We start from the raw sequence: 12800 nt of genomic DNA, 5'->3' as shown, positions 1-12800 counted from the left end.
TCGTCGATTGCGGAACAGAACAGATGTTCCCGCCATGCCGTCGGCGCGCCAACAGACTAAAGGATGGGAAAAGACGTAACGCCACCGTTCCCCCTGCGAACCAGCAACTCCCCAACACCGCCACCGGATCACGACATGGGACGGGTCAAGGCCCGCGCCATCCGGGCCTCGGCTGGTCCGCGGCCGTCGGCCCCTTCCTGTGGTGACGGGGCACGACGTCCTGCGGGAACGTCAGCTGCCCGCTCATCCACCGCAGGGCGGGGGGCATCTCCTGCACCCAGGTGGGGAAGTTGTGGCTGCCGTGCTCCGGCAGGATCGACACGACCCGCATGGGTGCCTTGACGGCCCGGATGAAGGCCTGCGTGCGGGGATAGCCACGCTCGCCGTGCCTGCTCTCGGCCACCAGGACGGAGACCTCGGGGGCGGGCAGGTGCGCCAGCCGCCACATCAGGTCGTGGCCGTTGATCCGCTCGGTGCGGCCGGGCCCGCTGCCGAAGAGGTTGCCGGTCGTCGGGTCGTCCTTGACCTTGTAGTCGGGCGACAGGGCCGCGGCCGTCGGGTAGACGTGCGGGTCGCGCATCGCCAGCTGAAGGGCGCAGCTGCCGCCGGAGGAGTAGCCCATGACCCCCCAGGCACTGGCGTCATGGCCGACCCGGTAGGCGGACTTCAGGGCGTCGGGAAGGTCCTTGGCCAGGAAGGTCTCGGTCTGCGGGCCGCCCGGTACGTCGACGCACTCGGTGTCGCGCGGCGGGGCGATCGTCGGCCGGATCATCACCATGACGGTCGGCTGCATCCGGCCGCTCTTCTGCAGCGCCCCGGCCGTCTGCGGCACCCGCAGATGCTGCGCGAGGTTGAAGATGCTGCCCGGGTAGCCGCTGAGCGCGACGATCACGGGGAAGCGCTGGCGCCGGTACGCCTTCTGGAAGTACTGCGGCGGCAGATAGACGAACGCCGGGTCGACCACACCCGTGCGGCGGCCGACGACCTTCACGGACTCGACCCGGCCGGTCACCGCCGCGGGGCCGGTGGGCAGTCCGCTGACCCGGCCGAGCTGCTCGTCGGAGGCGGGCTGCACCAGCGCCCCCTGCGCGGCGACGCCGTCGACCGAGCCGGCGCCGCCGTGGTTCCCCGCCGGTGTCACCCCGACGGGGGCCGTCTCCACGCGGCCGAGGAGTTCGCTCCACGAGCCGAAGAACTGGTACGAGGAGTTCAGCCAGCAGGCGAACGCGGCGAGGATCACCACCTGGGTGGCCCCGAGCGCCGCCAGGCGTCCGAGCACCTGCGGCAGGCCCTGCCGGGCGAACCGCGGCCACCGCCAGACCAGCAGGGCCACACACACGGCGGCGAGTGCCGCCATCACGTACACGGTCGTCTCGCTGGTCAGACCCATACCGGTTGATCCCCGACTTCCCCTGCCTGTGCGTCTTCCTTCGCACAGGAGGAGGGCCCTGGAATCCTCCGCGTTCCCCAATTACCGCAAAAGGGGGCATTCCTTACCGCGAAAGGCGGTGCGGGCCTACTGATCGATGTAGCTGAGATCGCCCACGGTCCAGGCGCTGACGTCCTTGATCGCGACCCGGTACATGCCCCCCGTCTCCGGGATGCCGAGGCTGCCCTGCAGGATGCGGGCAAGGTGGAAGTGCAGATGGGTGGGCGCCTCCTCCCGCGCGGGGCGCTCCCCCCGGGGGGTGCCGGCGAACACGTCGGAGAACGGGCCGAGGCGGTCGGAGTCCTTCAGGACCTCCGCCACGCGCTCCCTCCACACGGCCTCGGGAGCCAGCCGGCCGGTGATGACGGCCCCGCCGACGACCACGGTCAGCGACATCTGATTGCTTCGCTCGGACTCCACCGCGGCGGAGAGGGCGACGAGCAGCTCGTCAGGGTTCGACATGAGAGCAGATCTTATTCACTCCCGGTTCCTCCTCCGCCAGGGGAGCGAAATCTGCCTCCGCCGGGCAGACCCCGACATGGGTTCGGCGGCGCGGGCTGCCCGCCGACTCGGGGAACCAGGCGTGTTGAGCGGGTGAAGCCTGTGCCCGTGTCCGTGTCCCGGGGCATGCATGAAGCTCCCCGCCGTATCCGGACGAGTCGGCGGACACGACGCGCTGGAGGCGAGTGATGAACCAGAGAGCTGCCCAGGCCGGCCCCGCGACGCACCGGGTCCCGGTCCTCATCGTCGGCGGTTCCCTCGTCGGCCTGTCCACCTCGGTGTTCCTGGGCCGGCTGGGCGTACCGCACACCCTGGTGGAGCGCCACGCGGGCACCTCCATCCACCCCCGAGGCCGCGGCAACAACGTGCGCACGATGGAACTGTTCCGCACGGCCGGCCTCGAACCGATGATCCGTCAGGCGGCCGCCACGCTGGCCGACAACCACGGCATCCTGCAGACCCCCACCCTCGTCGGCGACGCGGGCGAGTGGCTGTTCAAGGAGATCGACGCGGGCGGCGGACTGGCCCGCTTCAGCCCCAGCTCATGGTGTCTGTGCAGCCAGAACGACCTGGAGCCGGTGCTGCTCGACCACGCCGGCCGGCTCGGCGGCGATCTGCGGTACGCCACCGAACTGCTGTCGTTCGAGAGTGACAGCTCGGGCGTCACCGCGGTCCTCAAGAGCCGGGAGACCGGCGAGCACACCACCGTCCTCGCGGACTACCTGGTCGCCGCCGACGGCCCCCGCAGCCCCGTCCGCGAGCAGCTCGGCATCGGCCAGAGCGGTCCCGGTGAGCTGTTCAGCAACGTCAGCATCACCTTCCGCTCCCGCCGCCTGGCCGACGTCGTGGGCGAGCGCCGTTTCATCGTCTGCTATCTGACCGACCCGGCGGCCGACGGCGCCCTGCTGCCCGTGGACAACCGTGAGAACTGGGTCTTCCACGCGCCCTGGCACCCCGAACGCGGCGAAACGCTGGAGGAGTTCACCGACGAGCGGTGCGTCGCCCACATCCGCCGCGCGATCGGTGTCGCCGATCTGGACGTGGAGATCACCGGCCGGGCCCCCTGGCACGCCGCCCAGCGCGTCGCGCGCAGCTACCGGTCGGGGCGCGTCTTCCTGGCCGGCGACTCGGCCCACGAGATGTCCCCCACCGGGGCGTTCGGCTCCAACACCGGTATCCAGGACGCGCACAACCTCGCCTGGAAGCTCGCGGCGGTCCTCGGGGGGTGGGCCGGGGAAGGGCTCCTCGACTCCTACGACGCGGAGCGGCGCCCGGTGGCGGAGGCGACCAGCGCCCGCGCCGCCGCCCGTTCGGCCGAGCACAGCCACCCCGGTTACGCCCCGGCCCCCGGCACCGGCGGCGGCCCGCAGCGCGGCATCCTCAACGTGGCCCTCGGCTACCGCTATCCGCAGGGCGCCGTCGTGGGCGCCGACCCCGCCGGCCCGGTCGTCCCGGACCGCCTGGACCTGTCCGGTGAACCCGGCAGCAGGGCACCCCACATGGCGGTACGTCAGCAGGGTGAGCGGATCTCCACCCTGGACCTCTACGAACGCTCGCTCGTCCTGCTCAGCGGAGCCGGATCGGCCAGTGGCTGGCACGAGGCCGCCGTCCGCCTCGCCGAGGAGACGTCCGTCCCGCTGGTCTCGTACCGGCTGGGCGCGGGACCGCACGCCGAGCTGACGCCCGAGGACGGCACCGACTGGTCGGCCGCGCACGGAACGACGCCCGAGGGCGCCGTGCTCGTGCGGCCCGACGGGTTCGTGGCCTGGCGTTCGCCGGGACCGGTCCCGGACGCGCGGTCGGCGCTGCGTCAGGTCCTGAAGGCCGTGCTGAAGTCCCTCTGACGCGCGCTCGATCCGGGTGGGTTTCACCCGGGTGAACGCCTTGAGTGGTGGTGAACGCCCGCCTGACTGACGGTGGATCACGTCGGGGGCGGGCCATCCCAGCTGACGAAGCACCAGCTGCCCGGCCGTCGACGGAAGGAACATCACATGCGTTCTGCTCGCATCCTCCTGACCACGGCGGCGGCCTCGGCCGTCCTCGTTCTCGGCGCTCCCGGCGCCCACGCGGCCGGGGACGACTGGGACTCGTCGGGCTCCTCCTGGAGCAAGGAGCACAACAACCCCAAGTACGACCCGGAGACCTACAAGGACAAGGACAGTGAGGGCCGGGAGTCCGGCGGCGGCAAGCACGAGGGTGGCGGCTGGAGCGGCAGCCACGAGAAGCCCAGCGGCGGGATGCACACCGGCGGCGGCGGGCTGGCCTCCCCGGCGGTGACCACGGGCGGCCTCGCGATGCTGGGCGTCGCCGCAGCCGGACTGTACGCGGCACGCCGGAAGAGGACCGTCGGAAGCATGGCCTGACCATGCCGGGCGCGATAGCCGCGGCCGCCACGCGCGTGGCGCGTGGCGGCCCGGCCGTCCCTCCCCGTGCCCCGTCCGCCCCGATCGCTGCCATGTCCTGGAGAGGTGGTGTCCGATGGCAGTCAGTCCTTCTCCTCCCCCAGACAGTCCCGGCCCCGACGAACCCGCCCCGTCCGGGGAGGGGTCCCACACCAAGCTGATGCTGGGCGCCGCGGCGATCCTGGTGCTCGCCGTCAGCCTGTTCGGCGGGAACGACGGGGCGTCGGAGATCTCCCGGCCGCCCCTGGCCGCACCCGCCTCGGTGCCGGCCGCGTCGGCTCCCCCGCCCGGACAGGCGGCCGGACAGCCGGCGGGCAGACAGCTCCCGCGTTCCCGACCCGTCCGGCTGCTCGTGCCGAAGATCTCGGTCGACGCCCCCTTCACGGACCTGGCCATCGGTCCCACGGGCCGTCTCGAACCGCCTCCCGCCGACGACGTCAACCTCGTCGGCTGGCACGCCAAGGGCGTCTCCCCCGGCGAGCCGGGCACCGCGATCATCGCCGGGCACGTCGACACGGCCACGTCGGCGGCCGTGTTCGTGCGCCTCGGTGAGCTCGAGAAGGGCGACGTCTTCCACGTCGACCGGGCCGACGGACGCAGGGCGTCCTTCGTGGTCGACAGCGTGGAGACGTTCGAGAAGGACGACTTCCCCAGCCGGCGGGTGTACGACGACACGGCCCGGCCCGAGGTCCGGCTCATCACATGTGCGGGCGACTACGACCGTTCGGCCAAGGACTACACGGACAACCTCGTGGTCTTCGCCCACCTCCTGTGAGTCCCGCCGGTCACCCCCACGGTGCATACGAGTCGCGCGCTTCCCGGGGCGGGCTGACGATCGAGGAACGCCGACGTCACGCCCCGTGGCCGACGTTCGCCCGCCTTAGTCCCCGAAGGAGATGTGCGCAGGATGACCACCACGTCCGAACGTGTTTCGAAAGCGCCTACGCAACAGGCGTCGCAGCGGGTCTCCCAGTCCGTGTTCGACGGCTCCAGGCTCCGTGTCGTCCTGCTGGTGGACGTCTACGACGGGGCCCAGCAGCAGTTCCTGGAGGCGTACGAAAGTCTGTGCAGCCAGGTCGCCTCGGTGCCCGGACATGTCAGCGACCAGCTCTGCCAGTCCATCGAGAACCCCTCCCAGTGGCTCATCACCAGTGAGTGGGAGAGCGCCCCGCCGTTCCTGACCTGGGTCAACAGCGAGGAACACGTACGGATGGTGGAGCCGCTGCACAGCTGCGTCCGGGACACCCGCTCGCTGCGCTTCCACATCGTCCGCGAGACCGGCGGACCGGCGGTGCAGAGCGGACCCGAGGAGCGCCGGCTCCAGGCGGCGCCCAGGATCGGTGACGGACTGATCCGCCACGCGCTCACCTTCACGGTCAAGCCGGGCAGCGAGGCCACCGTCGCCGAGATCCTCGCCGGCTACACCTCGCCGGAACCGCGGGTCGACGACACCACCCGGCTGTGCCGCACCTCGCTGTTCATGCACGGCAACCGGGTGGTCCGGGCCATCGAGGTGCGCGGCGACCTGCTCGCCGCCCTGCGCCACGTCGCCCGGCAGCCCGAGGTGCGGGCCGTCGAGGAGGCCATCAACCCCTATCTGGAGCAGGACCGGGACCTGAACGACCCCGAGTCGGCCCGCATGTTCTTCACCCGCGCGGCTCTGCCCGCCGTTCACCATGTGACGGCCGGTCAGGAAAGCCCGCAGGCCGAACGGCACGCGCTGTACTACCCGGCCCGCGAGGGATGCGGCCTGCAGCTGGCCGAGCTGCTCGCCCGCCAGGACGAGGCGGCGGCGGACGATCCGCGCGGACCGGTGCTGCGCAGCACGATCTTCCAGCGCGACGACGTCGTGATGCGGCTGGTCGACGTGCGTGGCCCGCTCGACAGCGACCCCGGTCCCGTGCTCGGTCTCACGGACCACGGCCGGGCCGCCGAACTGACGGCCCTGCTCGACGCCGCGGCCCTCGGGACGGACGGTCCGGCGCTGCGGGACAGCTCCCCCGCCGACCTCCTCGCGGTCTCCCGCATGGACCTCGTCACCGACCGCCGCGCACCCGGCGCCTGAACCACCGGCTCGGGCCGTGACCGGCCACGCCCTCATGTCGATGCAGCACATGTTCGGAGGAACGTCGTGATCAAACGTCATCCCGGAGTAGTGGATCTCAGCGAGGTCGAGCCCAACACCCGGCGCGGGGGCGATCTGCGCGCCATGCTCACCCCCGCCACGGTCGGCTCCACCAGCGGTTTCATGGGCGTGGCCATCGTGCAGCCCGGCGACCGCATCGCCGAGCACTACCACCCGTACTCCGAGGAGTTCATCTACGTGGTGTGCGGGCAGCTCGAGGTGGACCTGGACGGCGAGCCCCATGAACTGCGGCCCGAGCAGGGGCTCCTGATCCCGTCCCACATGCGGCACCGCTTCCGCAACGTCGGCAACGTGGAGGCCCGCATGGTCTTCCACCTCGGCCCGCTGGCCCCGAGCCCGCCGCTCGGGCACGTCGACACCGAGACCGCCGACGGCATGCCGATCCCGGAGGCGGTCCACGCCGGCGGGGCGGCCGAACGATCCGGGTTGCGCTCATGAGGAGGCGCGTGGCGGTCACCGGCATAGGAATCGTCGCCCCGGGCGGCATCGGTGTCCCGGCGTTCTGGGATCTGCTGACCAGCGGTCGTACGGCGACCCGCGGCATCACGTTCTTCGACCCGTCCGGGCTGCGTTCGCAGATCGCCGCCGAGTGCGACTTCGACCCGGCGGCGCACGGACTGGACGCGGAGCAGATCGCCCGGAGCGACCGGTACCTCCAGTTCGCCCTGGTCGCCGGCGAGGAGGCGATACGGGACTCCGGTCTCGACCTCGCCGCGGAGAACCCGTGGCGGGTCGGGGTCTCGCTGGGCACCGCGGTCGGCGGAACCACCCGGCTGGAGCACGACTACGTCCTGGTCAGCCATGGCGGGCAGCGCTGGGACGTGGACCCCGCGCAGGCCGGCGCGCATCTGCACCGGGCGTTCGCGCCCAGCACCCTCGCCTCGGCGGTCGCGGAGCGGTTCGAGGCCCGCGGGCCGGTGCAGACCGTCTCCACGGGCTGCACCTCGGGACTGGACGCGGTCGGGTACGCCTTCCACACGATCGAGGAGGGCCGGGCCGACGTGTGCATCGCGGGCGCCTCGGACTCCCCGATCTCCCCGATCACCATGGCCTGCTTCGACGCCATCAAGGCCACCTCCCCGAACAACGACGACCCCGCCCACGCCTCCCGTCCCTTCGACGCCCGGCGCAACGGGTTCGTCATGGGCGAGGGCGGCGCGGTGCTCGTCCTGGAGGAACTGGAACACGCCCGGGCCCGCGGCGCGCACGTGTACTGCGAGATAGGCGGCTACGCCACCTTCGGCAACGCCTACCACATGACCGGTCTGACCGGTGAGGGCCTGGAGATGGCCCGCGCCATCGAGGACGCCCTCGGCCAGGCCCGGCTCGACGCCACGGCGATCGACTACGTCAACGCGCACGGCTCGGGCACCGTCCAGAACGACCGGCACGAGACGGCCGCGGTCAAGCGGGCGCTGGGCGCACACGCCTACGACACGCCCATGAGTTCCATCAAGTCCATGGTGGGCCACTCCCTCGGCGCGATCGGGGCGATCGAGGTCGTCGCCTGCACGCTGGCCCTGGCCCACCAGGTGGTCCCGCCCACCGCCAACTACGAGACACCCGACCCCGAGTGCGACCTGGACTACGTGCCGCGGGTCGCCCGTGAGCGCAGGCTGCGCAGCGTGCTCTCGGTGGGCAGCGGGTTCGGCGGCTTCCAGTCCGCGGTGATCATGACCCTGCCGAGGGAGAGAACCGAATGAGCGCACCGCAGCCCCGACGCGCGGCCGTCACCGGAATCGGCGTGGTCGCGCCCAACGGAACCAACACCGAGGCCTTCTGGAAGGCCACCATGGAGGGCGTCGCGGTCCTGGACCGGATCACCCGTGACGGGTGCGAGCACCTGCCGCTGCGGGTCGCCGGGCAGATCCGGGACTTCGATCCGCCGTCCGCGATCGAGGAGCGCTACCTCGTCCAGACCGACCGCTTCACGCACTTCGCGATGGCCGCGGCCGACCTGGCCCTTGACGACGCCGGGCTCGGCCGGTCCGACACCGACGCCGCGCCGTTCTCGGTGGGCGTGGTCACCGCGGCCGGTTCCGGCGGCGGCGAGTTCGGCCAGCGCGAGCTCCAGCAACTGTGGGGCAAGGGCAGCCGGTTCGTCGGGCCGTACCAGTCCATCGCCTGGTTCTACGCCGCCAGCACCGGCCAGATCTCCATCCGGCGCGGCCTCAAGGGCCCCTGCGGGGTGGTCGCCTCCGACGAGGCCGGCGGTCTGGACGCCCTGGCGCACGCGGCGCGGGCGGTGCGGCGCGGCACCGACGTGATGGTGGCGGGCGCGACCGAGGCCCCGCTGGCCCCCTACTCGATGGTCTGCCAGCTCGGTTACGAGGAGCTGAGCACGGTCGCCGAACCGGACCGTGCCTACCGCCCGTTCACCTCCGCGGCCTGCGGGTTCGTGCCGGCCGAGGGCGGGGCCATGCTCGTCGTGGAGGCCGAGGGCGCGGCCCGGGATCGGGGCGTGCCGGTACGGGCCACCCTGGCCGGACACGCGGCGACCTTCACCGGCGCCTCCCGCTGGCAGGAGTCCCGCCAGGGGCTGGCCCAGGCGATCCGGGGCGCCCTGGACGAGGCGGGGTGCGCGCCGGAGGAGATCGACGTGGTCTTCGCCGACGCCCTCGGGGTCCCGGAGGCCGACCGTGCCGAGGCGCTGGCGATCGCGGACGCCCTCGGTGCGCACGCCGCCCGGGTGCCCGTCACGGCGCCGAAGACCGCCGTCGGCCGGGCCTACGGCGCGGCTCCCGTCCTGGACGTGGCCGCCGCGGTGCTCGCGATGGAGCACGGGCTGATCCCGCCCACCCCCAACGTCTTCGACATCTGCCACGACCTCGACCTCGTCACGGTGCGCGCGCGAGCCGCCGAGGTGCGCACGGCGCTGGTCCTCAGCCGGGGACTCATGGGGTCGAACGCGGCGCTGGTGCTACGGCGCGGTGCCGCCGGCGCCTCCTAGCGAGGCCTCGTGACCACCCATCACCACCGCACATCACGACCCAAGGAGAGGAACCCCATGAGTGACCGCATCACCGTGGAAGAGCTGGCCGAGCTCATGAAGAAGGCCGCCGGAGTCACCGTCGCCCCCGACGAGCTGCGGCAGCGCGACGACTCCGGCTTCGACACCTTCGGCCTCGACTCGCTCGGTCTGCTCGGCATCGTGGGCGAGCTGGAGAACCGGTACGGCACCCCGATGCCTCCCGACGCGGAGAAGTCCAAGAGCCCCCGGCAGTTCCTCGAACTCGTCAACAGCGCGCTGCTGGCAGGAGCCTGACATGAGCGGACACACGCAGAACGAGGTCACCATCGCGGCGCCGCTGGACCTGGTCTGGGAGATGACCAACGACGTCGAGAGCTGGCCGCGGCTGTTCAGCGAGTACGCCTCCGCCGAGATCCTGTCCCGGGAGGGCAACAGGACCACGTTCCGGCTCACCATGCACCCCGACCAGGACGGCAAGGTGTGGAGCTGGGTCTCGGAGCGGGAGCCGGACCCCGACACGCTCACCGTGCGGGCCCGCCGGGTCGAGACCGGGCCCTTCGCCTACATGAACATCGTGTGGCAGTACGAGAAGGTCCCCGAGGGCACCCGGATGGTGTGGACGCAGGACTTCGCGATGCGCCCGGACGCCCCGGTCGACGACGCCTGGATGACGGACAACATCAACCGGAACTCCAAGGTCCAGATGGCACTGATCCGGGACCGCATCGAGCAGGCCGCCGAAGAGCGCCGGCCCGTGCAGATGATGTCCGACTGAGCGGGACGGAGGACATGACGATGCACCAGACCCTGATCGTCGCCCGCATGGCCCCGGAGTCGGCCCTGGACATCGCCAAGGTGTTCGAGGAGTCGGACCGCGGCGAACTTCCGCACCTCGTGGGGGTCGCCCGGCGCAGCCTCTTCCAGTTCGACGACGTGTACCTGCACCTCATCGAGTCGGAGCAGGACCCCGGCCCCGCCATCGCGAAGGCGGCCGGACACCCCGAGTTCCGGGACGTCAGCGAGCGCCTCGCGGCGTACGTCAGCGCGTACGACCCGGCGACCTGGCGGTCGCCGAAGGACGCGATGGCGCGGTGCTTCTACCGCTGGGAACGCGACACCGCCTCCTGAACCGCCGTACGCCCGCCGTACGACCGCTGCTCGCCGGGCACGTGGACCACGTGCCCGGCGCGCGGCTGTCCGCGCGACCGCGCCCCGGTCAGGCGGGGACGGTGCAGTCGAACGCGTGCAGATAGGGGTTGACCGGGCGGACGTCCTCGATGACCAGGCCCGCCTCCGTCAGCCTGCCGGTCAGGCTCTCGGTGGTGTGCTTGGCCCCTCCGACGTTGAGGAGCAGCAGCAGGTCCATGGCGGTGCTGAACCGCATCGAGGGCGAGTCGTCGACGAGGTTCTCGATGACCACGACCCGCGCTCCGGGGCCGCCCGCCTCGATGACGTTGCGCAGGGTGCGGGACGTGCTGTCGTCGTCCCACTCCAGGATGTTCTTGATGACGTACACGTCGGCCTTGACCGGGACGGCGACGCGGCAGTCGCCGGGCACCAGGCGCATCCGGTCCGCGAGCGCGCCTCCCGGACGCAGCCGGGGGTCGGCGTTCTCCACGACGCGCGGCAGGTCGAGCAGGGTGCCGTGGAGCGCCGGGTACTTCTCCAGCAGGCTCGCCACCACATGCCCCTGGCCACCGCCGATGTCGGCGACCGACCCGCATCCCGACAGGTCCAGGAACTGCGCGACGTCCCGTGCGGACTGCACGCTGGAGGTCGTCATGGCGCGGTTGAAGACGTCCGCCGACTCCGGGGCGTCCTCGTTGAGGTACTGGAAGAACTCCTTGCCGTAGAGGTCCTCCACGACGTTGCGGCCGGAGCGCACCGCCTCGTCCAGCATCGGCCACGCGGCCCAGGTCCACGGCTCGGTGCACCACAGCGCGATGGCGCGCAGGCTGTTCGGGTCGTCCTCGCGCAGCAGCCGGGACATGTCGGTGTGCGCGAACCTCCCGTCCGGCTGCTCGGTGAAGATGCCGTGGCAGGACAGGGCGCGCAGGAGCCGTCGCAGGGTCCCGGGCTCGGTCTTCACCGCGGCCGCGAGGTCCTCCACGGCCGTCGGGCCGTCCTCGAGGGCGTCGGCGACGCCCAGCCGGGCGGCCGCGCGCAGGGCGGCCGCGCAGGCCGCGCCGAACACCAGCTCCCGGAGCCGCATGGACGGCGGCGGAGCGGTCTGAGCGGTCGTCATGGGCCGCCTTTCTTCGTCGAGTTCCTGGGTGACCATGGCCGGTCAGCACATCCCCGCGGGCTTGGAGGCCCGGCAGACGTTGTGTTCGAAGGTGTTGTCCTTGCCGGCGTCCGTGTTGACGATGTCGGCGGGGGCGTTGCCCTCCAGCGTGTTGTCGGTGATCCGGTTCCGCTCGCTGGTGGTGCCCACGAAGCTCTTGAACAGGACGATGCCGCCCGACAGCGGCGAGTTGCCGGTGTTGCCGATGACGCGGTTCTGCGTCACCAGGGTGTCCTCGGCGCCGGTCAGCACGATGCCGGAACCCTGGAGCGCGTCGAGCCGCGCGGTCTTGGGGCAGGACTTGTTGTTCTTCACGACGGTGTTGTCCCGCACGGTCAGCGCGCCGGCCCGCGGCTTGTTCTCGTCGCCCACGACGAAGACGCCCGCGCAGTTGCCGGTGAGGTGGTTGCCCGCGACGGTGAGGTTCCGCAGGCGCCGGACGGTGATGCCGATCCGGTTGCCCTCCAGGCGGTTGTGCTCGACCACCGTCCCCCGGGTGTCCGCGGCGCCCGCCTCCTCCTTGACGGTGTTGGCGAGGAACAGGCCGGCGTCGCCGTTGTCCCGGGCGGTGTTCTTCCGGAACACCCCGCGCACCGAACGCTCCTGGGCGATGCCCCACACCCCGTTGCGCACCGCGGTCACGTTCCGCACGGTGAGCCCGTCGGTGGCCATGGCGAACACGCCGCTGCCGGTGAACCCGGTGACGGTGAGGGAGGCGACGGTGACGCCCTCGACGTCGTGGTCCTTCGTCCCGATCACACAGATGCCGTTGCCGGCCTCGGCGCAGGGGCTGCCGGCCTTCGTCGTGGCCGGCTCGATGACGGTCTCGCGGCCCGTGCCGCTCAGGGTGATCCCGGGCGTGCTCACCTTGACGCTCTCGCGATAGGTGCCGGGGGTCACCAGGACGGTGTCACCGGGTTCGGCGGCGTCCACCGCCCGCTGGATCGACTGTCCGGGAAAGACCACGTGGGTCATCTGGTGGGCGGCGACGGGCGGGGCGGCCCCGAACACCGCCCCGATGATCGCCGCGAGGCATGCCAGGTGGGAGATATGAAATCTCATCATAT

General features: G+C 71.7%; 14 protein-coding genes. 10 read left to right on the top strand and 4 right to left on the bottom strand.

Annotated features, from left to right (window positions below; genetic code table 11):
• Nucleotides 1-145: 145 nt before the first annotated feature.
• Entirely contained in the window at nucleotides 146-1390 is a 1245-nt protein-coding gene (locus M2163_RS26725) for an alpha/beta hydrolase-fold protein (RefSeq protein WP_280895235.1), read from the bottom strand.
• Nucleotides 1391-1516: 126 nt separating this feature from the next.
• On the bottom strand, nucleotides 1517-1891 hold the full coding sequence (locus tag M2163_RS26720; protein WP_280850330.1) for a hypothetical protein: 375 nt from the start codon (nucleotides 1889-1891) through the stop codon (nucleotides 1517-1519).
• A 227-nt stretch (nucleotides 1892-2118) separates the two neighbouring features.
• Between M2163_RS26720 and M2163_RS26715 the strand changes: the two genes are divergently transcribed.
• The 10 genes from M2163_RS26715 (at nucleotide 2119) to M2163_RS26670 (ending at nucleotide 10577) form a co-directional block, all read left to right on the top strand.
• On the top strand, nucleotides 2119-3774 hold the full coding sequence (locus M2163_RS26715) for an FAD-dependent monooxygenase (protein ID WP_280850331.1): 1656 nt from the start codon (nucleotides 2119-2121) through the stop codon (nucleotides 3772-3774).
• A 147-nt stretch (nucleotides 3775-3921) separates the two neighbouring features.
• Complete coding sequence (locus tag M2163_RS26710; protein WP_280850332.1) at nucleotides 3922-4293, top strand: hypothetical protein; 372 nt, start codon at nucleotides 3922-3924, stop codon at nucleotides 4291-4293.
• A 199-nt stretch (nucleotides 4294-4492) separates the two neighbouring features.
• A complete protein-coding gene (locus M2163_RS26705) occupies nucleotides 4493-5107 on the top strand; it encodes a class F sortase (RefSeq protein WP_280897319.1) in 615 nt (204 codons plus the stop codon).
• A 132-nt stretch (nucleotides 5108-5239) separates the two neighbouring features.
• Nucleotides 5240-6397 carry a SchA/CurD-like domain-containing protein gene (locus M2163_RS26700; RefSeq protein WP_280895234.1) on the top strand — a complete coding sequence of 386 codons (1158 nt, stop codon included), beginning with the start codon at nucleotides 5240-5242 and terminating at the stop codon, nucleotides 6395-6397.
• A gap of 66 nt (nucleotides 6398-6463) precedes the next feature.
• Nucleotides 6464-6916 carry a cupin domain-containing protein gene (locus tag M2163_RS26695; RefSeq protein ID WP_280850334.1) on the top strand — a complete coding sequence of 151 codons (453 nt, stop codon included), beginning with the start codon at nucleotides 6464-6466 and terminating at the stop codon, nucleotides 6914-6916.
• Nucleotides 6913-8181: a beta-ketoacyl-[acyl-carrier-protein] synthase family protein gene (locus M2163_RS26690; protein WP_280850335.1), complete on the top strand. Its 1269-nt coding sequence runs from the start codon at nucleotides 6913-6915 to the stop codon at nucleotides 8179-8181. The genes M2163_RS26695 and M2163_RS26690 overlap by 4 nt, the downstream gene beginning before the upstream one ends.
• On the top strand, nucleotides 8178-9428 hold the full coding sequence (locus tag M2163_RS26685; protein ID WP_280895233.1) for a ketosynthase chain-length factor: 1251 nt from the start codon (nucleotides 8178-8180) through the stop codon (nucleotides 9426-9428). Before M2163_RS26690 ends, M2163_RS26685 begins: the two co-directional genes overlap by 4 nt.
• A gap of 57 nt (nucleotides 9429-9485) precedes the next feature.
• Nucleotides 9486-9743: an acyl carrier protein gene (locus tag M2163_RS26680; protein WP_280850337.1), complete on the top strand. Its 258-nt coding sequence runs from the start codon at nucleotides 9486-9488 to the stop codon at nucleotides 9741-9743.
• Nucleotide 9744: 1 nt separating this feature from the next.
• Nucleotides 9745-10224, top strand: coding sequence for an SRPBCC family protein (locus M2163_RS26675; RefSeq protein ID WP_280895232.1), 480 nt, complete (start codon nucleotides 9745-9747; stop codon nucleotides 10222-10224).
• Nucleotides 10225-10244: 20 nt separating this feature from the next.
• Complete coding sequence (locus M2163_RS26670) at nucleotides 10245-10577, top strand: TcmI family type II polyketide cyclase (RefSeq protein ID WP_280854138.1); 333 nt, start codon at nucleotides 10245-10247, stop codon at nucleotides 10575-10577.
• 88 nt (nucleotides 10578-10665) lie between these two features.
• Here M2163_RS26670 and M2163_RS26665 read toward each other — a convergent pair whose 3' ends face one another.
• On the bottom strand, nucleotides 10666-11694 hold the full coding sequence (locus M2163_RS26665) for a methyltransferase (protein WP_280850339.1): 1029 nt from the start codon (nucleotides 11692-11694) through the stop codon (nucleotides 10666-10668).
• Nucleotides 11695-11736: 42 nt separating this feature from the next.
• Nucleotides 11737-12798, bottom strand: a complete 1062-nt coding sequence (locus tag M2163_RS26660; protein WP_280895231.1) for a right-handed parallel beta-helix repeat-containing protein — start codon at nucleotides 12796-12798, stop codon at nucleotides 11737-11739.
• Between the last annotated feature and the right edge of the window lie 2 nt (nucleotides 12799-12800).

This window comes from Streptomyces sp. SAI-135, from assembly GCF_029893805.1.
Taxonomy (GTDB): Bacteria; Actinomycetota; Actinomycetes; order Streptomycetales; family Streptomycetaceae; genus Streptomyces.
This window is presented reverse-complemented; position numbering and strand designations above follow the sequence as displayed.

Excerpts from the sequence above, each read along its gene's own strand:
- M2163_RS26665 (WP_280850339.1), bottom strand. The coding sequence starts at position 11,694 with ATGACGACCGCTCAGACCGCTCCGCCGCCGTCCATGCGGCTCCGGGAG.
- M2163_RS26680 (WP_280850337.1), top strand. The coding sequence starts at position 9,486 with ATGAGTGACCGCATCACCGTGGAAGAGCTGGCCGAGCTCATGAAGAAG.
- M2163_RS26715 (WP_280850331.1), top strand. The coding sequence starts at position 2,119 with ATGAACCAGAGAGCTGCCCAGGCCGGCCCCGCGACGCACCGGGTCCCG.
- M2163_RS26720 (WP_280850330.1), bottom strand. The coding sequence starts at position 1,891 with ATGTCGAACCCTGACGAGCTGCTCGTCGCCCTCTCCGCCGCGGTGGAG.
- M2163_RS26675 (WP_280895232.1), top strand. The coding sequence starts at position 9,745 with ATGAGCGGACACACGCAGAACGAGGTCACCATCGCGGCGCCGCTGGAC.
- M2163_RS26685 (WP_280895233.1), top strand. The coding sequence starts at position 8,178 with ATGAGCGCACCGCAGCCCCGACGCGCGGCCGTCACCGGAATCGGCGTG.
- M2163_RS26725 (WP_280895235.1), bottom strand. The coding sequence starts at position 1,390 with ATGGGTCTGACCAGCGAGACGACCGTGTACGTGATGGCGGCACTCGCC.
- M2163_RS26705 (WP_280897319.1), top strand. The coding sequence starts at position 4,493 with ATGCTGGGCGCCGCGGCGATCCTGGTGCTCGCCGTCAGCCTGTTCGGC.
- M2163_RS26660 (WP_280895231.1), bottom strand. The coding sequence starts at position 12,798 with ATGATGAGATTTCATATCTCCCACCTGGCATGCCTCGCGGCGATCATC.
- M2163_RS26690 (WP_280850335.1), top strand. The coding sequence starts at position 6,913 with ATGAGGAGGCGCGTGGCGGTCACCGGCATAGGAATCGTCGCCCCGGGC.
- M2163_RS26670 (WP_280854138.1), top strand. The coding sequence starts at position 10,245 with ATGCACCAGACCCTGATCGTCGCCCGCATGGCCCCGGAGTCGGCCCTG.
- M2163_RS26700 (WP_280895234.1), top strand. The coding sequence starts at position 5,240 with ATGACCACCACGTCCGAACGTGTTTCGAAAGCGCCTACGCAACAGGCG.
- M2163_RS26710 (WP_280850332.1), top strand. The coding sequence starts at position 3,922 with ATGCGTTCTGCTCGCATCCTCCTGACCACGGCGGCGGCCTCGGCCGTC.